This is a genomic window from Campylobacterota bacterium (assembly GCA_040752835.1).
Taxonomy (GTDB): domain Bacteria; phylum Campylobacterota; class Campylobacteria; order Campylobacterales; family Sulfurimonadaceae; genus Sulfuricurvum.
In genome coordinates, this window is the sequence record JBFMGG010000005.1 from 58,072 (window position 1) to 78,565 (window position 20,494).

General features: G+C 58.2%; 19 protein-coding genes and 4 tRNA genes. 9 read left to right on the plus strand and 14 right to left on the minus strand.

Annotated elements, in window-relative coordinates:
• Positions 1–15 precede the first annotated feature (15 nt).
• The 6 genes from AB1763_03475 to AB1763_03500 are packed head-to-tail and all read left to right on the plus strand — an operon-like array spanning position 16 to position 5,178.
• Complete coding sequence (locus AB1763_03475; GenBank protein ID MEW5831880.1) at positions 16–474, plus strand: hypothetical protein; 459 nt, start codon at positions 16–18, stop codon at positions 472–474.
• The gene (locus AB1763_03480; GenBank protein MEW5831881.1) at positions 471–1,550 is read left to right on the plus strand and encodes an FtsX-like permease family protein; all 1,080 of its coding nucleotides are present in this window, start codon (positions 471–473) and stop codon (positions 1,548–1,550) included. The genes AB1763_03475 and AB1763_03480 overlap by 4 nt, the downstream gene beginning before the upstream one ends.
• A complete protein-coding gene (locus AB1763_03485; protein ID MEW5831882.1) occupies positions 1,547–2,176 on the plus strand; it encodes an ATP-binding cassette domain-containing protein in 630 nt (209 codons plus the stop codon). Before AB1763_03480 ends, AB1763_03485 begins: the two co-directional genes overlap by 4 nt.
• The gene (locus AB1763_03490) at positions 2,157–3,701 is read left to right on the plus strand and encodes a hypothetical protein (protein ID MEW5831883.1); all 1,545 of its coding nucleotides are present in this window, start codon (positions 2,157–2,159) and stop codon (positions 3,699–3,701) included. Before AB1763_03485 ends, AB1763_03490 begins: the two co-directional genes overlap by 20 nt.
• Complete coding sequence (locus tag AB1763_03495; GenBank protein MEW5831884.1) at positions 3,698–4,654, plus strand: hypothetical protein; 957 nt, start codon at positions 3,698–3,700, stop codon at positions 4,652–4,654. The genes AB1763_03490 and AB1763_03495 overlap by 4 nt, the downstream gene beginning before the upstream one ends.
• Positions 4,651–5,178, plus strand: coding sequence for a YceI family protein (locus tag AB1763_03500; GenBank protein ID MEW5831885.1), 528 nt, complete (start codon positions 4,651–4,653; stop codon positions 5,176–5,178). The genes AB1763_03495 and AB1763_03500 overlap by 4 nt, the downstream gene beginning before the upstream one ends.
• On the opposite strand, the gene AB1763_03505 is transcribed toward AB1763_03500, so the two are convergent.
• On the minus strand, positions 5,139–6,050 hold the full coding sequence (locus AB1763_03505; GenBank protein MEW5831886.1) for an MBL fold metallo-hydrolase: 912 nt from the start codon (positions 6,048–6,050) through the stop codon (positions 5,139–5,141). The two genes, AB1763_03500 and AB1763_03505, sit on opposite strands and share 40 nt — an antisense overlap.
• A 75-nt stretch (positions 6,051–6,125) precedes the next feature.
• Here AB1763_03505 and AB1763_03510 point away from each other — a divergent pair, with 75 nt between their 5' ends.
• On the plus strand, positions 6,126–7,013 hold the full coding sequence (locus AB1763_03510) for an AEC family transporter (protein ID MEW5831887.1): 888 nt from the start codon (positions 6,126–6,128) through the stop codon (positions 7,011–7,013).
• 49 nt (positions 7,014–7,062) lie between these two features.
• Here AB1763_03510 and AB1763_03515 read toward each other — a convergent pair whose 3' ends face one another.
• A complete protein-coding gene (locus AB1763_03515; protein ID MEW5831888.1) occupies positions 7,063–7,293 on the minus strand; it encodes a CDGSH iron-sulfur domain-containing protein in 231 nt (76 codons plus the stop codon).
• 377 nt (positions 7,294–7,670) lie between these two features.
• Between AB1763_03515 and AB1763_03520 the strand changes: the two genes are divergently transcribed.
• On the plus strand, positions 7,671–8,075 hold the full coding sequence (locus AB1763_03520; GenBank protein ID MEW5831889.1) for a hypothetical protein: 405 nt from the start codon (positions 7,671–7,673) through the stop codon (positions 8,073–8,075).
• A gap of 91 nt (positions 8,076–8,166) precedes the next feature.
• On the opposite strand, the gene AB1763_03525 is transcribed toward AB1763_03520, so the two are convergent.
• The 4 genes from AB1763_03525 to AB1763_03540 form a co-directional block, all read right to left on the minus strand.
• Positions 8,167–8,254: transfer RNA gene (locus AB1763_03525), tRNA-Ser, on the minus strand.
• Positions 8,255–8,278: 24 nt separating this feature from the next.
• Positions 8,279–8,352 (minus strand) — tRNA-Cys (locus tag AB1763_03530).
• Positions 8,353–8,357: 5 nt separating this feature from the next.
• Positions 8,358–8,444 (minus strand) — tRNA-Leu (locus tag AB1763_03535).
• Between the two features lie 60 nt (positions 8,445–8,504).
• Positions 8,505–8,579: transfer RNA gene (locus tag AB1763_03540), tRNA-Gly, on the minus strand.
• Positions 8,580–8,739: 160 nt separating this feature from the next.
• Here AB1763_03540 and ilvD point away from each other — a divergent pair.
• Positions 8,740–10,428: a dihydroxy-acid dehydratase gene (gene ilvD / locus AB1763_03545; protein MEW5831890.1), complete on the plus strand. Its 1,689-nt coding sequence runs from the start codon at positions 8,740–8,742 to the stop codon at positions 10,426–10,428.
• 54 nt (positions 10,429–10,482) lie between these two features.
• Here ilvD and AB1763_03550 read toward each other — a convergent pair whose 3' ends face one another.
• Genes AB1763_03550 through asnB form a run of 8 tightly spaced genes read right to left on the minus strand, consistent with a single transcriptional unit; the run spans position 10,483 to position 20,493 of the window.
• Complete coding sequence (locus AB1763_03550) at positions 10,483–12,276, minus strand: nucleoside-diphosphate sugar epimerase/dehydratase (protein MEW5831891.1); 1,794 nt, start codon at positions 12,274–12,276, stop codon at positions 10,483–10,485.
• On the minus strand, positions 12,273–13,379 hold the full coding sequence (gene pglE / locus AB1763_03555; protein MEW5831892.1) for a UDP-N-acetylbacillosamine transaminase: 1,107 nt from the start codon (positions 13,377–13,379) through the stop codon (positions 12,273–12,275). Before pglE ends, AB1763_03550 begins: the two co-directional genes overlap by 4 nt.
• Positions 13,376–13,972, minus strand: coding sequence for a sugar transferase (locus tag AB1763_03560; protein ID MEW5831893.1), 597 nt, complete (start codon positions 13,970–13,972; stop codon positions 13,376–13,378). The genes pglE and AB1763_03560 overlap by 4 nt, the downstream gene beginning before the upstream one ends.
• A gap of 1 nt (position 13,973) precedes the next feature.
• On the minus strand, positions 13,974–16,070 hold the full coding sequence (locus AB1763_03565) for an STT3 domain-containing protein (protein MEW5831894.1): 2,097 nt from the start codon (positions 16,068–16,070) through the stop codon (positions 13,974–13,976).
• Positions 16,067–17,071 (minus strand): glycosyltransferase family 2 protein, encoded by a 1,005-nt coding sequence (locus tag AB1763_03570; GenBank protein ID MEW5831895.1) that lies wholly within the window; start codon positions 17,069–17,071, stop codon positions 16,067–16,069. Before AB1763_03570 ends, AB1763_03565 begins: the two co-directional genes overlap by 4 nt.
• The gene (locus AB1763_03575; GenBank protein ID MEW5831896.1) at positions 17,068–17,568 is read right to left on the minus strand and encodes an acyltransferase; all 501 of its coding nucleotides are present in this window, start codon (positions 17,566–17,568) and stop codon (positions 17,068–17,070) included. Before AB1763_03575 ends, AB1763_03570 begins: the two co-directional genes overlap by 4 nt.
• On the minus strand, positions 17,568–18,704 hold the full coding sequence (locus AB1763_03580; protein MEW5831897.1) for a glycosyltransferase family 4 protein: 1,137 nt from the start codon (positions 18,702–18,704) through the stop codon (positions 17,568–17,570). The genes AB1763_03575 and AB1763_03580 overlap by 1 nt, the downstream gene beginning before the upstream one ends.
• Complete coding sequence (gene asnB / locus AB1763_03585) at positions 18,685–20,493, minus strand: asparagine synthase (glutamine-hydrolyzing) (protein MEW5831898.1); 1,809 nt, start codon at positions 20,491–20,493, stop codon at positions 18,685–18,687. The genes AB1763_03580 and asnB overlap by 20 nt, the downstream gene beginning before the upstream one ends.
• Between the last annotated feature and the right edge of the window lies 1 nt (position 20,494).

A 20,494-nucleotide genomic window follows, 5' to 3' on the forward strand; every position in this document is an offset into this window, starting at 1 on the left:
GTATAAGGGTTTATTATGAAAAGAGTTATCATTACCTGCCTTGCAGCCCTGAGCCTCTGGGGTGCTCCCTACAAAGTCGGACAGTCGGTCATGCCGCTGGACCTGAGCGACCAGTTCGGCAAGAAACACTCCCTCAAAGCGATGCCCAAAACCCTCATTATGGCGTTTGAAAAAGGGACCGGGGCCACGGTCAACGAGTATCTTGCGGAGCAGGAAAAGGGGTATCTGGCGAAAAACAGAGCCGCTTTCGTTGCCGATATCAGCCAGATGCCTCCGTTTATCACCGAAACTTTCGCCCTTCCCAAAATGCGCAAATATCCCCACACCGTCCTGCTGATCCGTGACGAGGAGCAGGGACTGCGCTTTCCGGGAGAAGACGGGAAAATCACGATCATGAAATTTCGCGGCAACTTTCTGACGAAGATTGATTTCGTCGAGAGCGCCGCCGAACTCAAAAAAGCGATCGAGCAGTGATCACGCCGATCAAGGCGCTGCGCAAGAACCGTTTCAAGACGGCTCTCATTTTCGTGAGCATGACCGTCTCGATCGCCGCGATTTTTCTCATCAGCGCGATCTCGGGCGGGGTGGTAAGCATGTACAGCGCGATGCTCAAAACCGACGGGGACGTCATCGTGACCCAAAAAGGGATCGCCGATACCTTTTTCAGCGACATCAACCGCTCGATGCTCCCGACGATCGCGGCGATGGAAGGGGTCCGGGAAGCAAGCGCGATGATCCTCGGCGCCGCCCCGGTCGATCCGCTCCCCATCGTCGGAATCTACGGGGTCAGCGACAACCGGTTCAAAAGCTACGTCCTCAAGCGGGGGAACTATCCCAAAGCGGGGGAAGTGATGCTGGGATCGAAAATCTATGAAACCCTCAAACACCCCCGCACGATCACCCTCTCCAAGCAGGAATTCAAGGTGAGCGGCGTTTTTAAAAGCCGGATCGGCTTCGAAGACGGCGGGGTTGTGATGAACCTCGAAGAAGGGGGCAAAATCTTTCACAAAAGCGCCTCGATTTTCCTGATCAGCCTGGACGATCTGGGGAAAAGCGACGCCCTCACCGCCCGTATCAACGCTCTGAACCCGCAGATCGAGGCAAAAACGACGGAGAGTTTCATCGATTCGTACAACCAGTTCAAAATCATCCAGACCAGTTCGGACGTGATCGGGGCGATGGCATTTTTGATGGGGATTTTGGGGATCGTGAGCATGATGAGCATGGTCGTCAACGACCGCAAGGCGGAATTCGGGATTATGCGGTCGGTCGGGCTGTCGTCGCTGAACATCATCCTCAAACTTCTGGGGGAGACGCTGATCGTCGCCCTGATCGCGTTTGCTGCGGCATGGGGGATTTCCGAAGGGGTGCTGGAGCTGATCGAGCATGCCGAAAAATTCCAGGGCTACATCAACGGCGAGATCACCGGGGCGCTGTTGCTCAAAGTGTTCGCCGTCTCGGTCGCGATGGCGCTGGTGGGGACGCTGCTGCCGGCGGTCTATGCGTCGCGCATCGACCCGATGAGCCTGATACAGCGGGGGGGAGCATGAGAATCGACGCACGGAATCTCGAACATTACTACGGGAGCGAATACGTTCTGCGCGGCGTCGATCTCTCGATCAAACCCGGGGGATTTACCGCGATCATCGGCGAGAGCGGGAGCGGAAAAACGACCCTGCTCTCGATCCTCTCGACGCTGCTGCGCCCCACTTCGGGGAGCGTTACCTACGAAGGGAAAACCCTCGATGAGGTGGGGGACATCGACGTCTTCCGCCGCCGAAACGTCGGTTTCGTATTCCAGTTTCACTATCTGATCTCCTATCTGACGCTGCGCGAAAACGTCGCCCTCTCCGCGCTGGATGAGGCCCTGATCGATCCGTTGATGGAACGGCTGGGCATTTTGCGCCTTCGCGGACGCTACAGCGACGAAGTTTCCGGCGGGGAACGCCAGCGCGCGGCGATCGCCCGGGCGCTGATCAACCGTCCCTCCGTCGTTTTCGCCGACGAGCCGACGGGAAACCTCGATACGAAAAATGCGTTGGGCGTCTACGAACTCTTTCGCGAATTTTCGGGGAGCGGGACCGGTTTTATCGTCGCCTCGCACGACAAGAAGATCGCCGATTTCGCCGATACGATCATTGAAATGGAGGACGGGATTGTTACGAAAATTTCTTGACGCGCAGCTCCCTCTTTTGCTGCTGTGGCTGATCCTCGGGCTCTTCGCGGGGCTCGTGTACGCGCTGGAGATGGTCGGGCTCGAAGCCACGGGGACGCTGCTCTCTCCCGAACGGGCGCGCTCGTTGCACATTTCGCAGATGCTGTACGGATTTTTTCCCCTGCTCCTTTCGCTGCTGCCGTTTGCATTGTTTGAAAAAGAGGGGGTTCTCAGCGAAACGGCCCTGGCTCACCTGGCGCGCTATTTCGTCGTCTGGAACCTGTTTTTGCTCTTTATGAGCATGGCGATCTTGTTCGGCAACATTCGGGGACTGCCGTTTTACGATTTCCCTTACGAACTCAACTTTCTGCTGGCGTTCAGCGGGCTTTTTTACCTTCTGGCACTTCTGGACGCCCTGCGCCGTTACGAAAAGCGGCCCGTTTGGGTCAACGTTTCGCTCTTTGCCGTGATCGCCGCGCCCATAGCCCTCGTCGTTTTGATGAACCCCCAGTACGGGCAGGTCGAAAAGAGCCTCATCGGCCCTCACGGGGACAATACGCTGGGGATGAGTTTTACCTTGATTCCGATCTATTACCTTCTGATCAAGCTGGTTGCGCCGAACGAATTCCGTCCCCGCGGACACTGGTTGTGGATCGTTCCGCTGGCGGGGTATCTCGTGTCGCTGGTAATCCGGAATTTTTTCCACCCCCTGAGTTACAACGAAGAGTGGTTTTTCCAGTACCTGACCCTGCTCTATCTGCCGCTGTTGTGGATTTGGCTGAGGGATGCGGGGGTGACATTCGCCCTCAACCCCTATCTGATCCTCTCGATCGCCGCGTTCGTCTTCGTGGACGTGCAGGGGAACATTCTCTTCATCCCCGAACTGCGGGAACTGATCCACCGCAACGACCTGGTTGTGGGGCATGCCCACATCGCGATGGGGCTTGGGGTGGCGTTTATGGCGCTCACCATTGCCCATCATCTCATGGGGCGTCTGTTCCGACGGATCCACGCACTGGTCTGGACCCTCCTGATGGCGGTAATGGCGGGGGTACTCACCGTTGCCGGAGTGATCGAAGCGGGGCTTGTCGAAGGGGCCGTCGAGCCGATGCTCACGCTACGGGCGATCGCGGGAGCGGCATTGCTGGCGATGGTGATCGCGTTGGCGTACGAACGGCTGGCGCTGCGTTTGAACACGCCGCTGCGGATCTATCACGCCCTCGGCGTCGCCGGCGACGCGGGAGGGGGGATTGTGTTGCTGATCGGCGGCGGGGTCCTTTTCGAACTGCTGGGATTCCGTTTTACGGGGACGTTCGAATACATCGTGTTCGCCTTTATGATCGGCACCGGGCTGGCCCACTGGGCGGGTTTGATGGGCGACGAAGAGCGCTTCGCCGATCTCACCGCGCAGGTAAGGGCGGTGTGCGCGTCGGTATTCGCCGCGCTGTACATGGCTGGGACGCTTGACGCTCTCGCCCTTTTGGTCGCGGTCTACGACGGAGCGTTTGCTTTGCTGTACTGGCTTGTCTTGCGGAGCCGCACATGAATTTCCTCGTCATTGTCCTGAGTTCCCAGCTGCTGTATTATCTTCTGATCGCCCAGACGGGGGTGGTCGGGGCGTTCGATTCGCATATCCACGACCTTTTCACCCTCCCCATCGGCGGAATCGTCGGAGCTTTGCTCAGTGCCTACTGGCGCCATCACGAGGTTCGGCAGGAACTCTATTTTCTCTTCGGTGCCCAGATCATCATTTCGTGGTTCTACCCCAACTATTCGCTGGGGATGTTGCTGGCGCTCGGATTCGTAGTCGGGTATACGACGCCGCTGATGCTCTATCTCTTCGGCAACCAAAGCCGCCTGCATCTGGCCGTCGGGCTGGCGATTTCGTATGCGGCGGGGACGGCGTTTTACACCTATCCCTTCGGTGAACGCGACGTCATTGCCGTGGTGTTGCCGGCGATTTCCGTCGCAGCGCTTTTTTTCGCCCGAACCGGGGCGATTCACCGCCCCAAGTCGCACGCCTTCGACTGGCCCGGAGTCGGGGTGATGATGTTGTGGATCTTTGCCGATTCGGCATTGTTTGAAACCCTCAGCCGCTCGGGGGATATGGACATCTGGAGCGAATACACGCTGCTCATCGTCACGTCCCATCTGCTGGGGGTTTATCTGGCCTACCGCTACGGGCAGGAACTGATGTCGCAGACCCGCACGGTCTGGCTGCTGTTCGCGCTGAGCTACCTGCTTTACTGGATCCGGCAGCCGATCGTACTGGCGATTGTTTATCCGGTCGTCATTTCGTACTATAATGTTCTTTTGTTTCAAAAACTGGTTGCGATGCGGGACGTTCGGCTGATCGCCCTCTCGATGGTGGGTGTGGGCTGGATCGCCGCTTCGGCGGCAAACGGCGTGGCTTTGGCCCAGCAGCTCTGGATCGCCGCGGTTGTGTTGGGGCTTTTCGCCCTCGTTTATCCATTTATTTTCAGGAGGTATGCATTATGAAAAAACTGTTGTTTGGGACGCTCGTACTGGCCGCATCGCTCTACGCCGGGAATCTCGGGTTCGAATCGGGGGTGATCAAAGCCCATACGGAAGTTTTCGGGGACAGCTCGATCGACCCGATGTTCAAAAAAGCCCATTCGAAACTTTCGATGGACGCTGACCCTTCGACTTTGCGCGGCACGATCGAAGTGAGCATCGGCGATTTTATCAGCGACAACAAAAAACGCGACGCCAACATGTACGAAGCGATGGAATCGGACAAATTCCCCAAAGCCTCGTTTGAGATCAAAGAGGTTGTCGCCAAGGGAGGAGACAACTACCTTCTTAAAGGGACGATGAATCTGCACGGCGTCGCGAAAGCGATGAATTTCGAGGGAACCGTCGCCGAGGAAGCGGGCAAGGTGCGTATCAAGGCCAAAAGCGCGATGAAAATGTCCGATTTCGGCATTCAGCCGCCGAAAATGGTGTTTCTCGTCGTTCGCGATCAGGTCGATTTGAACGTCGACGTCGTCTTGAAACGGTAAATCTCCCCGATTGCGAGGACTCGCGCCGCGTCGGCCGCCCCTTCGCGTTCGATCAACTCTTTGAACCACGCCGCGGGTTCGTCCAGCGGTTCATCCGAGAGACGGAACGTCCCGTAATGGATCGGGATGAGCGTCGCGGCCCCCAGATCGCGAAACGCCCGGATCGCTTCGGGGGGGTTGAGATGGTTGGGCCGCATGATCGCTTCGGGGCGATAAGCCCCGATCGGCAGAAACGCTTCGTCGATCGCAAACCGTTCCGAAATCTCGCCGAAATGTTCCCCATACCCCGTGTCTCCGGCATGGTAGAGGGTGTGCTCGGCATTTTGGATCACGTATCCTCCCCACAGTGCCTTGTTGGTGTCAAAAGGGGTCCGTTTGCTCCAGTGCAGGGCGGGGACAAGGGTGATGAAAAGTCCCCCGACCATCAGCGATTCCCACCATTCCAGCTCAAAACACCGTTCCCTCGTCATCTCGTTTTTCAAATAACGCCAGAACCCCTGGGGGGCGACGACGATGGTTTCGGGATTGCGCCGCAGCAGCTCGATGACCGAACGTTTGTCGAAATGGTCGTAGTGGGCGTGGGTGATGAGGACCAGGTCGGCGGCGAGACGCTCACGCGGCACCGGAAGGGGTGTGTGGCGCCCATACATCGGGATCCCGCCAAAAACCGGATCGATCGCGACGGTCGTGCCGCCGATATTCAGCCATAACGTGGCATGCCCCATCCACATCGCGTATTCGCCCTGCGGAAGCGCGTCTAGGAAGTCGATCGGGGTGGGAGCTTCGTCTACGGGTGCGGATGCGAAGCGTTTGGAAATCTGCCACTTGAGAATCGTACGCAGCGAGATGCGCGGCGAGGTATAACGCTCCATTGTGCCCCTTTTTGTTTGGTTTAATTGTACCAAAAGGCGCAAGGGAATAGTATTCTCCGCAAAAAAGGGGTGGAGATGGAGCCGTTTGCGTTTATCGTCGCGCTGCTGCTGATCGGGATGGCGCTCCAAAAAGCCGATGCTCCCGCCGATTTCTCCAAAAGCCTCAACTTTTTCGTCATCTACGTCTCCCTCCCCGCGACGGTGCTGCTGCAGGTCCCCAAGATCCATTTCGATCTCTCGGCGCTGGGGATCGTCCTCGTTCCCTGGCTGCTGCTGCCGATCACGGCAATGATCGTGATCGCGATGACGCGCAACCGGCCGCTCCACGTCCGTGCGGCACTGCTGCTGGTGATCCCGCTGGGAAATACCTCGTTCGTGGGTATTCCGATCGTTCAGACGCTGCTGGGGGAAAGCGCGATTCCCTACGTCTTGATGTACGACCAGTTCGGAACGTTCCTGATGCTTTCGCTCTACGGGAGCGCCGTGATCGCCCGTTACGAGAGCGGGGTCTTTCACAAGCGGCTGATCCTCAAAAAGCTGCTTCTTTTTCCCCCTTTTCTGGTACTTCTTTTTGCCCTTGGGTGGGGAGAGATGCCGGTGCACGCGCAACCCTACCTTCAAACCCTCTCCTCGACGCTCGTTCCCCTCGCGCTGGTGTCGGTGGGGTATTCGCTCAAACTTCGGGGGGAGATCGATTATCCCCTATTCGCCAAGGCGCTCGCCCTGAAGCTGCTTCTGATGCCGCTTATCGCATTCGGGCTGCTGTGGGGGATGGGGACGGCGTCTCCCGCGCTTGAGACGGGGGTGCTCGAATCGGGAATGCCTTCGATGATTACGGCGGGAGCGCTGGCGATCGCGGCGGGGTTCGCCCCGGCGCTAAGTGCCGCACTGGTGGGATACGGCATTATCGTATCGCTTGTTACGCTGCCGATGATTGCGTATCTGATGGAGGCAATGCGTTAGATGCGTAGGCGTCAGGGCCGTTAGAAACGGCGTTCATCGAAATGTTCTCTTATTGTTGGTGCGATCCGTCGCAAAACGGTTTACGTCCCGAACGTCCGCAGCGGCAAAGCCATTTGTCGGTATCGGCGTCGACCGAAAAAAGGATCGGCTCTTTTCCCGTCCCCTTGTGGTTCCCGTTGCAAAACGGGAAACTCTCCGAAAGGCCGCAGGTACAGTACGCGTACTCAACCCCCGCATCGAGCGACGCTTTGAACGGTGCGTTTTGAAATTTGGTTTCCATGGGATGCTCCTTTGGTCGGTGAAACTGACCTTACGGACTTCGTCTTGACAGGGGCCATCAGGGCAGTTTGTTTCCCGTATCCGGAAGATGCGGGAAGCATGTAGAGGAACGGACGGATATCCGTCCGTTCCCTTTTCCGGGCTCGCGCACCCGTTTCGGGCATTGTCCGAAACGGGGATAACATCAGAAATAATGATAACACGTTTTTTCGGTTTAGTCTCCCCGTTTAGCAATTGCCCCGAAAATGCAAACCTGCTCCAAGGAGGTACCCGTGAAGTGCTCGGGACGGGTGATGACTATTTAAGCGCTTTTTTGTAATAAAAAAGCGCCACCTCAGATGGTATAATTTCACATTTGATTTGTGAAAAGGGGACGCGGTGGATATTGTCGAGAGAGTCGAAGTGCTCGTGAAAAAAACCTATTACACCTACGAGCGCTACGAGCTCGACGCGACGTTTGCGATGCTGTACCACGAGCAGCCCATCACGTCCGCCGAACTGGGGCAGTATGTCCGCATCTCCGACCACCTGGTACAGCTTGATGCGAATCACTGCTTCATCATTTTCGCCTACACCGAGCACGACAGCGCCGTCAAGGCGTGCCAGAACCTCGTCCATAAACTCGACCACCATTTCAACGACCGTACCAGCTGCATCGCACTGGACAGTTTCAATCCTGCCAAATCGGCCAAAATCGTCCTCAAACGGCTCCAGGCCATCCTGGACGAAACCCGCGCGCGTTCCTACACCCGCGTCGAAACCGAAGAGATTCTCGACCACTGACGACGCACGCTTCGGCGTCAAAAAACATCATAACATTCTGGATGAAAAAATAAAAAGTCGTTGCTTTGAAAAAAGGGGAGTTTCAATGAAGTGGCGGGCAGACTGAGATTCGAACTCAGGGACCTGTTACAGTCGCCGGTTTTCAAGACCGGTGCATTCAACCGCTCTGCCATCTGCCCGTATAAGAATTGAGTGTATTTTAGTGGAGGCGGCACCCGGATTTGAACCGGGGATCGAGGCTTTGCAGGCCCATGCCTTACCACTTGGCTATGCCGCCGTCTATGGTGCCCGAAGCCGGACTTGAACCGGCACAGTGTTACCACCGAGGGATTTTAAGTCCCTTGCGTCTACCGATTTCGCCATCCGGGCAACGGACACAAAAAAATACCCCAGCTCAAACATCGTCGGACGATATTTCAACTGGGGTTATGGAGCGGGAAACGAGGTTCGAACTCGCGACCCCAACCTTGGCAAGGTTGTGCTCTACCACTGAGCTATTCCCGCATTGTTTTTGTGGACTGGAAGTATAGCAAAAAATTTTCGGCGTGTAAAGAGTGCGGAGAAAATTTTTGCGTTTTTTGCAACCGGAAAAGGTTTTTAGAGTATCGGTGCGGTATAATCGCGCCATTTAAACCATAACTATTGACGAACAAAGGAAACCCCTATGCGCAGCGATACGATCAAAAGAGGATTTGACAAAACCCCCCACCGGAGTCTCCTCCGTGCCACAGGTCTCAAAGACGAAGACTTCAACAAACCGTTCATCGGGGTGGCGAATTCGCACATCGACATTATCCCGGGGCATTTTTTTCTCCAGGAGTACGGCCGCATCGTCAAAGAAGCGATCCGCGAAGCGGGCGGGGTCCCGTTCGAGTTCAACACCATCGGCGTCGACGACGGGATCGCGATGGGGCACGACGGGATGCTCTACAGCCTTCCCAGCCGCGAGCTGATCGCCGATTCGATTGAGACGGTGATGAACGCCCACAAACTCGACGGCCTCATCTGTATCCCCAACTGCGACAAGATCGTTCCGGGGATGCTGATGGGCGCACTGCGGGTCAACGTCCCGACGATCTTCGTCTCGGGCGGTCCGATGAGGGCAGGACACAAGAAAGACGGTACCCCGATCGACCTGGCCACGGCGTTCGAAGCGGTCGGCAAACATGCCGATGGCAAAATGTCCGACGAGGAGCTCTACGAGATCGAGTGCGAGGCCTGCCCGAGCGGCGGGTCGTGTTCGGGGATGTTTACCGCCAACTCGATGAATACGCTGTGCGAAGCGATGGGGGTAGCGTTGCCGGGGAACGGGACCGTTTTGGCGATGACGCCGGAGCGGATCGAAATGGTCAAAACCGCGGCACGCCGCATCGTCGAGATGGTTAAAGACCAGAACCCCGAAAAATGGAACATGCGCAACATCCTCAACGAAAAAGCGGTCCACAACGCGTTCGTCGTCGACATGGCGATGGGGGGCAGCTCGAACACGGTTCTGCACATGCTGAGCATCGCCAAAGAGGCGGGGGTCGATTTCGACATCACCCAGATCAACAAAATCAGCGAGAACGTCGCCCACATCGCGAAAATCTCCCCATCGCTCTCGACGGTTCACATGGACGACATCAACCGCGCGGGCGGCGTCAACGCGGTCATGAAAGAGGTCTCCCGTCGCGGCGGAATCCTCCATACCGACGCGATGACCGTGACGGGCGAGACGATCGGCGAACGGATCAAAGACGCGGTCATCAAGGACCCGAACATCATTCACACGAACGAAAACGCCTACTCTCCCGTCGGCGGTCTCTCGATCCTCTTTGGTAACCTTGCCGAAGAGGGAGCCGTCGTCAAAACGGCGGGGATCGCCCCGGGAATGCGTCAGTTCAAAGGGACGGCGATCTGTTTTAACAGCCAGCAGGAGGCGATCGCCGGGATCGTCGGCCACAAGGTCAAGGCGGGCAACGTCGTCGTTATCCGTTACGAAGGGCCCAAAGGGGGACCGGGAATGCAGGAGATGCTCGCCCCTACTTCGCTCATCATGGGGATGGGACTGGGCGAGAGCGTCGCCCTCATCACCGACGGCCGCTTCAGCGGCGCGACCCGCGGCGCCTCGATCGGTCACGTCAGCCCCGAAGCGGCGGAAGGGGGGCTGATCGCCCTGATCGAAGACGGTGACGAGATTGAGATCGACGTCGATGCGCATCTGCTGCAACTCAACGTCAGCTACGAAGTGCTCGAACAGCGCCGCCTCCACTGGAAACCGATCCAAAAAGAGATCCCTTCCAAATGGCTCAAACGCTACAGCCTCCTCGTCTCCAACGCCTCCAACGGCGCCGCCCTCAAGACGGAATTGTAATCCTTCTCTTTTCCCCCGGCCTCAGGCCGGATTCTTCGGTAACTGATCCATCGTTTAATTGTGTTTGGCGTGCTCGAATTCGGGGACGATCTTCTTGAGCCCCTCGACGACGTTATCGGTATGTTCGAGGGCGTCGATGTCGCGGACGAGGGCGTCGATCGGGTAGCGGGTGGAGCGGGCGATCATGATCGATTCGAACGCCGTTTTCTGTTCGCTCTCATCGATCAGCAGCTCTTCGTAAAGTTTTTCGCCCGGACGAAGTCCCGTGTAGACGATTTCGATCGGGCGGGCGGCGTAGAGACGGATCATCGTTTCGGCCAGGGTACGGATCTGCACCGGCTGCCCCATGTCGAGGATGAAAAGTTCCCCCCCGCGCGCGATCGCGGCGGCCTGGAGTACCAGCTGGCACGCTTCGCTGATCAGCATGAAATAGCGGGTGATTTCGGGGTGGGTGATCGTGATGGGCCCTCCCGCTTCGATCTGGGATTTGAATTTGGGGATGACGCTGCCGCTGGAGCCCAGGACATTGCCGAAACGGACCGAGACGATTTCGCTGTTGCGCGGATCGACGTTTTGGGCGTAGAGTTCGACGACCCGTTTCGTCGCTCCCATGACGTTGGTCGGGCGGACCGCTTTGTCGGTTGAGATGATGACGATCTTGGGGACGTCGTGCGCGATCGCGCAGTCGATGAGGATGCGGCTGCCCAGAATGTTGTTCCGCACGGCGGCACGGGGATTGGACTCGCACAGCGGGACGTGTTTAAACGCGGCGGCGTGGATGACGATCTGCGGACGGGTTTGGGTAAAAATCTGTCCGAGGGTTTCGCGGTCGGTGATGCTGCACAGGTAGAGGTCGGCCCGGGGAATCCGTTCGCCGATCTGGTAGAGGTTGTATTCACTGTGGTCGATCAGCACGAGGCGTTCGGCTCCGAAACGGCGGCATTGCAGCGAGATTTCGCTGCCGATGCTTCCCCCGGCCCCGGTGATGAGGACGGTTTTCCCCCGGATGAAGCTTTCGATGGTTTGGGTATCGAGGTCTTTGGGGTGGCGGGCGAGGAGTTCCTCCACTGACAGCGGGGCGACCGTTTCGGCCCCGTCGGCGAGAAGGGCCGAGCGTTTGATTTCGTCCACCCCCGCTTTGGTGAGGAGTTCGTAGGCGAGGCGGAAATCGTCGTTGCCCAGCGAACCGTCGATGATCGCGGCGCTGACGTTGCGTTCCCGGACGGTCTTTTCGAGACGTTCGGGGGCGATCACTTTGATGTTCTGGACGCTGGAGCCGACCATGTGGCGGCTTGCGGGATCGATGGCGACCACGGCGACGGGATAATAGGGGATGGAGCCTTCCAGGGCGCTTTGGATCAGGTGGGCGCTTCCGGGGGAGATTCCGACGATCACGGTTGTGCGAAGATCCTCATGCGGCGCGGAGAAACCGAACACCAGCCGTTTCAGCAGACGCAGGCCCCCCAAAAACAGGATCGAGAGGATCAGGTCGATGACGATGACGCTTCGGGGAAAGGGGGCGAAAAAATCGGCAAAGAGGGTGTGGATGAGGGTGAACAGCGCGTAGGCCCCCGCAAGGGCGTAGACCAGTTTTTTTCCCTCTCCCAGGCCGTAGTAACGCCAGATGACGCGGTAGTTTTGCGAGGCGTAGATGAACGCGAGTTTGAGGGTGATCAGCGTCAGCGCGACCGATACGAACGGTTCCATGAACCGTTCGGGGACCGCAAAATTGAACCGCAGCAGGTAGGCGCCATAGAGAGACGCGAACGAGAGGAGGATGTCGAAGAGGACGAAAAAGGCGATCCGCCGCGCGGTCGTGGGGCGGAAGAATCTTCGTACACGGCTCACGCGCGTACCGATTTGACGATTTCGCAGACGCGGTGAACGTCGTCGCGGCTCATGCGGGTTCCGCTGGGGAGGCACAGCCCGGTTTCGAACAGCCGCTGCGATGTGCCGTTTTCGACGCAAAGCGCCTCTGTGAACAGAGGCTGAAGGTGCATCGGTTTCCACAAAGGGCGGCTTTCGATGTTTTGAGCTTCGAGGGCGAGGCGGACCCGTTCGGGATCGGTACGCTCAAAGGTGAGCGTCGTAAGCCACCGGTTGCCTCGGGTATCTTTGAGCTCGGGCATGAATGCGATTTCATCAATCTCTCCCAGCTCTTCGCGGTACCACTGGAAAATCTGCCGGCGTGCCGCAATCCGCTCATCCAGCACTTCCATCTGCCCCACCCCGATGGCGGCGAGGATGTTGCTGAGCCGATAGTTGTAGCCGAATTCGGTGTGCTCGTAATGGGGGGCGTCATCGCGCGCCTGCGTCGAATAGAAGCGGGCTTTGTCGATGAATTCCTTGTGTCCCGATACGAGCATCCCTCCCCCCGAAGTGGTGAGGATTTTGTTGCCGTTGAAACTGTAGGCGCCGAAGAGCCCCAGCGTCCCGCTTTGACGACCGTGATACAGCGCTCCGAGGCTTTCGGCGGCGTCTTCGATCAGGGCGATGCCGTGACGGTCGCAGATGTCGAGGATACGTTCCAGGTCGGCGCACTGGCCGTAGAGGTGGGTCAGAATCAGCGCTTTGGGTTTTTTGGGTGCGCGTGCGATCGCCTGTTCGAGCAGTTCGGGGTCAAGATTCCAGCTTGCGCGGTCCGAATCGACGAAAACGGGGATCGCGTTTTGGTAGAGGATCGGCGCGACCGAACCGATAAAGGTGAACGAAGAGGCCAGAACGACATCCCCCGCTCTGACGCCCAGAACCCGCAATGCCAGATGGATCGCGGCCGTCGCCGTCGAGAGTGCGAGGGCGTTGGGGGTTTGGGTGTAGGAGCGGATGCTCTGCTCGAACCGCTCGACCATGGGACCCAGGGGGGCGATGTAGTTGCTTTCGAAGGCTTCGGCGATGTACGCCTGCTCCCGGCCGCTCATGTGCGGCGGAGAGAGGAAAAGACGGGGGTTCATGGGAAAACGGTCCTCCAGATGTAGCCGATGTCCCCCCAAAACGACCATTCGTGCAGGTAACGGCGGTTGAGGCGGACTTTGTCGGGCCAAATGATTTCGTCATTATACCGTTTCGGGTCGGGCTGGGCGGCAAGGATCTGCTCTTCGTCTTTGTACTTAAGGGTCGCGGGACCCGTGATCCCCGGGCGGAGGGCGAGGATTTCGGCATCTTCGCCGCTGAGGCGGTCCATGTAGCCGCTGACGTCCGGACGCGGCCCGACGAGGCTCATCTGCCCCAGCAGGACGTTGATGAGCTGGGGGAGCTCGTCGATTTTGGTGCGGCGGAAAAAAGCGCCGCTGCGGGTGATGCGGGGATCGGCGGCGGTGGTTACCGTGGTGGTGTAATCGGTGAGGGGGCGCATCGTTTTGATCTTGATGACGGGAAACGGTTTGCCCCAGCGGCCGATGCGCGTCTGGATGAAAAAACCGTTGCTGCGGGTGTCGATGGAGGCCGCGACGAAAGCTATCAGGATGATCCACCATGTGGCGGCAAGGCCGAGGGCCGAGACGACAAGGTCGAAACTCCGTTTGAGGAAACGCTGGTACAGGGTCATGTCAAAGCTTCAGCCGGTAGATTTTGGTGAGCGGGTCGAGGATGACCGGTTCGAACAGCTTGGGATCGTAGCGTTCGAACACCGCCATCTGGATAAACGTCGAGTTGAGGTAAAAATCGTCCAGCACCAAAAAACGTCCGTAACTGGGGAGATAGATCAGGTTGATCCCCTCGGAGGCGAATTGCTGGCGGGTCACCTGCAGTTTGTTGTTGCCGTCGTATCCGGCCTGGTAGAACTCTTTGATGGGGACGTCCCGATCACCGATTTTGACGATGTTGCGCTCTTTGAGGACCGATACGCCGTTGCCCAGATCGAGCGTTTTGCCCGTATCCTGAACGGAGGCGGTCATGTAAAAATAGGGTTGCGGCCGATTGTCGGGGGCATTGAGATCGAGGTTGGAGAAGAGCGTTACGGTCGGGAGGATGTCGATCATCCGCCAGGGGAGATAGAGATAGACTTCCCGCGTCTTCGCCGGCAGCGCGACGTTTTCGCTGTAGCGGAGGGTGTCGAGGTAGTCGGCGACGTTTTCGGCCGTGCCGTCCTTGCGGATGAAGAGGGTGTCGGCGATCTCTTTGTAGCCCGAGGAGACGTAGGTCTCGACGGCGATCCGCGAGAGGCGGGCCGCTTCGAGCGCTGAGGAGGTGGTCAGGATCTCGCTGACGATAAAGTTGTCGTGATGGTGTTTTCCCCCGTCGATAAGGGTGTTGGTATGGGTATAAAACCACAGCGGGTAGCCGTAATCCCACCACGCGACCGTATAGTCTTTGCTCGAGGCGATCGATTTGAACTGATCGAGTGCCGCCGCCTCTTTGGCGGTCATCACCGTGGGGACCTTGTATTCGACGATGTGGACGATATGGGCTAGAAGGAGCACGGCACTCGAGACGCCGATGATCGCGTAGCGGATTTTGCGCGAGGCCACGCCGGCGGTGATGAAATAGAGGAGATAGACCGCTCCCAGTGCGGCGACGGGGACCGCATAGATGGTAAAGCGCAACCCGCCCCAAAAAGCGAAGAGCCCGATTCCCAGCAGCGGAAGGGTAAGGACAAACGCCTTATGCCGGACGATCAGGGCGATGTAGCCCAGCGAAGCGGCGATCAGCGCCGCCGTGTTGCCGCTGATGCGGTTGGCGATTTCCGAAAAGGGGATTTTGCCCGCTTCGCGCACCGTCTGGGTTACCTGGAAGAAATGAAGCGACCCCTCCGTCGCGGTCCCTTTGGCGGTGTAGCTGAGGATTTTCGCCCAGATGAGCGAGACGACGTTTCCGTTGACGAGAAAAACGGCAAAGGCGAACGCCGCAAGGACGAGCAGCACCCGCAACGAGAGCATCCCGCGGCTGTAGGCGAGACTCAGCGCGCCGATGAGAAGGAGTTTGATCCCTAAGGGAAGGAGAAAGAGGGCGACCGAGAGGAGCGCGATCGAATAGTAGGTAAAGGGCTCTTTACGGTGGAAGAGGAGCATATACCCCATGTAAAAGAGGGAGACGGCGTATATGACCGAAAGTCCCTGATCGTACAAAAACGGGTAGGCGAGGATCGAGAGGGCGCTGAGCAGCGCCCATGTGACGTTCTCCCTGATCGTCGTGGCCATGAGAAAGTAGACGATGAGCATCGGCGCCATCGCCGAGAACATGTCGGTATCGTAGTACCCCGCCATGGTGCGGTTGTAGTAGCTCCAGGCAATGGACGCGATGAGGGCGGCGAAAAATCCGAAATAGGCGGCGTTGAACAGCCGGCCGATGAGGATCAGCGGGACGACGACGAGCGAGGAGACGAACACGGGAAGATAGAGGATGACGCTTTCCAGGGGGAAAAATTGTGCGGCAAGCGCGGTGAGGGTGATCGTTGCCGAACTCCATGCTTCGGCAACGCGGGGGTTGTGTTCGAAGATCCCGGTGAGCGAGTTCTGGGCGGCGGCGGCAAAATAATAGCCGTCGTTGGTGTTGATCATCAGGCTGCCGTTCCAGTGAAATTCGGGGATTCCCGACGCCCAGTCGATCCAGATCAGACGCATGCCGACGCTGAACGCGTAGGCGAAGAGGATCAGGAGGATGACGTGCAGGGTCGAGGTTCGCTCGTTGGGGAGTGAAAAGTTCATCGTTGGCCTTGACGCAGGATTTTTTTCAGAATCGTTATTATACCGCCTATGCTCCCAAAGCCGTAACTGAAATGGAGCACCGCAAACGCGGCGATCTGCCGCAGCCACGTCGTGTTTTTCCCGATCTGTGCCGAACGGATGCCGATCGCTGCGAGATACAGCCCCAGTATGGCGGCGCTGAGGCCTAGAAACGGGGGGTAAAGGGGGGAGAGGAGGGGCGGAACGATCAACCCCAGCACAAAGAGCAGCGGGACGAAATGGCGCAGGCTCAGCGAGCGGAACGTCCGGGTGTAGTAGGGGGTCAGGATGTTCCAGTAGCCGTTTTGGTAGTTGTTGCGCCAGAGTTCGCGGTACGTTTCGCGGGCGAAATAGGTGCAGGTGACGTCGGGGATCAGGTAAATTTTCCCCCCTCCCCGGGCGATCCGCTTGTTGAACTCGATATCCTGGTTGCGGATGAGCCGTTCGTCGAAGAGGCCGTATTGCTCGAAAGTATCGCGCCGGAAACACCCGAACGGAACCGTATCGGCTTCGACGATCTCCGAAACGCCGGTGCGAAACGAGGAGTTTCCGACCCCGAAACGGTCGCTGAGGACGTTTTGGATGGCGTTGGCGGTCGGGGTTTTGCTCATCGTTTCGGTACGGCAGACGGCACCCACGTTGGCGGCGCCGAGCCGGATGCTCGCATCGACGAGACGTTCGAAGTAGTCGTGCGGATACTCGGTGTGGGCATCGAGCCGGATGATGTATTCCCCTTTTGATGCGCTGACCCCGAGGTTCAAAGCGGCGGGGGCGATTTTTTTGGGGTTGTCGATGAGCCGGATGAAAGGGTGGCGCGCGGCGTAGCTTTCGACGATGGCGCGGGTGGCGTCTTCGCTTTGGCCGTCGATGACGATGACTTCGAGCCGGTCGTGCGGGTAGGTGGTCCGCAGAACCGAATCAAGGCACCGCCCGATGTAGCGTTCCTCGTTGCGGCAGGGGATGATGATCGAAAGCGATTTCATGCAGGTTGCCCGGCGTGTCGGATTTTTGCGGGGACGCCGTAGGCGGTCGCTCCCTCGGGGATCGAACGGTTGACGAGACTGGCTGCGCCGATGAGCGCTCCCCGCCCGATCACGATCCCCGAACGTCCCGAGAGGACGGTGCAGCGCATCCCGAGGTAGGCCCCCTCTTCGATCCGGATCGGGGTATGGGTCTGGTTTCGGCCGTGGCAGGCGAAATAACAGCCGTACGAAATCGTGACGTTGTCTTCGATGAGGGTGAGTGAAGGGTCCATGTCGTCGAGATAGCATTTCATCCCGATGAAGACGTTTTTGCCGATTTTGAATCCGATTGCGCGGTAGAGGAGGATACGCAGGGTGTTGAAAGGGAGCGCGGGGATGACGACGACATTGATAAATTTGCGCAGCGGTTTCCAGAAGATCAGCCAGAGGGGGTAATGGGCGTAATAGGGGGGAGTGCGCCGCAGTATATAGGCGTAAAAGAGCCGTACGAGGAACATCAGCGCCCCTCCCCTTTGTTCAGCAGGGTTTCGTAGAGGGCGAAGAGTTTTTGTTTTTCGCACTCCCAGTTGTAGGTACTCACGACCGCTTTTTTACCGTTTTCCCCCATTGCGCGGGCCCGGTCGGGATGGTCGATGAGGTAGGTGATCGCCTCGGCAATCGCTTCGGGATCGAGTGGATCGACGAGAAGACCGCACTGCGCGTTGTCGACGATCGAGCGCCACAGCGGAAAATCCGACGCGATGACGGGGATCCCCGCAGCCATGTATTCGAACATTTTCACCGGGAGGGCATCGACGTAGTTTCGGGTCGGGTGGAGGGTCACCAGCCCCGCTTTGGAACGGCTGAGGACGTCAGCTACTTCGGCGCGGCCCAGAAAACCGAGCATGTTGACCTTTTCCCATCCCGCGGTCTGCTCCGCTTTGTTCCGGAGCTCGGCGGTTTCGAATTTGCCGCCCAGGTTCAACCGCACGTTTACGGTGCGGTTCATCGCGGCGATGATTTCGAAAACCCCCCGGATGGTCGAAATCCCCCCGATGTAGCACACTTCATTGAGGCGGTTTTCCCATGCCGTGTCGTTGGAAAGTTCCCCCAGAACGGGGAAATTGTTGATGTCCACGCTTCGGGGGTTGATCGGGAGGAATTTTTCCCGGATATAGGGGGTGGCGGTAACGACGGCGTCGAACCGCGAACACGCATGCCGCTCGTAGGCGGCGGAGGCCTTGGAGAGGAGGAATTTGGACGTTTTGCCCAGATACGCCTTGCTGAGGATCTGTTTGGGGAGGTCTTCGTGGGCGTCGAAGATCACTTTTTTCCCCAGTTTTTTGAGTTTCAGCCCGATGGGCATCAGTTCGGGATCGTGCAGGTGGTACAGATCGGCATCCAGCGCGCGTGCCTTGTCGAATACCGCGTGTACGGTACGGGTGAAACGGCTGAGGCGGCCGCCGGAGGGGGCACCGGCATCCAGGATATTGACGCCGCCGTGCTTTTCGTCCCCTTTGCCGTCGGCAACGATGAGATAGACCTCGTATCCCTCATGCGTCGCCAGGGAAGCGCACTCTTTGACGAAAATGCGGGTGTCGTAACGGGGGTGAGCCGAGGTGAGGTGGGCAATTTTATGTAAGTTTGACGTCATAGATCCGCTCCCATTCGGCGATATTGAAAAGTTTCCATCGGGTTTTCGCGTCCAGTTTCGAGTAGTCGTAGGCTCCGCACAGGGTCCGCAGAAGCGGGCTGTTGCGAACGGAGGTCTCCATTGCCGGGGCGAGCGCTGCGAGCCATGTCGCGCTGGGGGCCTCGAACCCGATCTTGTCCCGACGCCACACGATGTCGGCGGGGAGGAGCTTTTCAACCCCCCGGCGCAGCAGGTATTTCGTCCACCCTTCATGGATTTTCAGCCCGTTTCGGATCGCGAGGGCGTTTTCGACGTTCCGGTAATCGACGAACGGTAACCGCGCCTCGACCGAGTGGCACATCGAATTTTTGTCTTCGTATTTAAGAAGATGGGGCAGTTGGGTGGAGGTGATCTCCAGAAGCTGCAATCCCAGAATGTTACCATAGTTTCGGGCCGAATCGCGGAGGGTTCCGAGGCTGAGGCGGTCGAAATATTCGGGTTTGATGAACGAGAGTTTCTTTTTAAGCCGCGCCAGCCGTATGGACGCGTTCGTAAAATAGACGAAATACTGCAGAAGCTTCCACGGGGTGAGTTTGGAGTGCTTGAAGCTCAGCCAGAACCCCCGGATTTTTTCGGAGCCTTTGAGGCTGAGGAGGTAGGCGGGGAGGTAGCGTTCGTACCCCATGAGGGTTTCGTCGCCCCCCTGGCCGTCGAGCATCACTTTGCACCCCAACCGGTTGGCTTCTTCGAAGACGAGGTACTGCATGATGATCGAGGGGCTTCCGAAGGGTTCTTCCTGAATGCGGATGACGTGTTCCACACAGGCGCGAAAGGCCTCGGCATCGGGTTCGATGATGCTCAGCTCAAGGGCGCAGTGGTCGGCGACTTTTCGGGCCCACCGGCTTTCGTCGTTGGCCGATTCGGTCGATTTGGCATGAACGGCGCTGAGCGCGCGATCTTGGGTATTGTACATCTTCGCCGCAATCGCCGCGACGCTTGAGCTGTCAAGGCCGCCGCTGAGGCAGGTTCCCACCTTCACGTCGGAGCGGAGGCGGATTTTGACGGCGTCTTCGAGCGAGGCGGCATAGGTGCGGACCGCTTCGGCTTCGTCCAGCGTCCCGAGCTTTTCGTCGATGCGGATCGCGTAATAGCGCCGCAGGGAAAATTCCCCCGTTTTGAGATCGTAGAGGAGATTGTGCGAGGGGGGAAGTTTGAGAACCCCCTCAAAAAACGTTTCGTCGGTGTGCTCTTCGTAGCTGAGCACGAGGTAGTCCATTAGGATTTTCGTATTGACCTTCCGCTCGTCCAGGAAGGGGAGAAGCTGTTTGATCTCGGAGCCGAAGGCGAACCGTCCGGGGGCCTGGACGTAATAAAACGGTTTGACCCCGAAACGGTCGCGACTGCAAAAGAGGGTCTCTTTTTCGCGGTCGTAGAGGGCGAAGGCCCACATCCCGTTGAAGCGCGAAACGCACCCTTCCCCCCATTCTTCGTAAGCGGCGAGGATCACTTCGGTATCGCTGTGGGACGTGAACGAATGCCCCGCGGCGATCAGCTCGTCGCGCAGTTCGAGGTAATTGTAGACCTCCCCGTTGTAGACGATGACGTAGCGCTGTGCGCGGTGCATCGGCTGGTGTCCCTCGGGGCTGAGGTCAAGGATCGAGAGCCTCCGGTGTCCGAGGGCGATATTGTTTTCGAGAAAAAAACCTTCATCGTCGGGCCCCCGGTGGCGGATGCGGCCGTTCATGGCTTCGATTTCGCCTCGGGGGATGGGGGTGTTGTTTCGGTCAATGATTCCGCTGATTCCGCACATG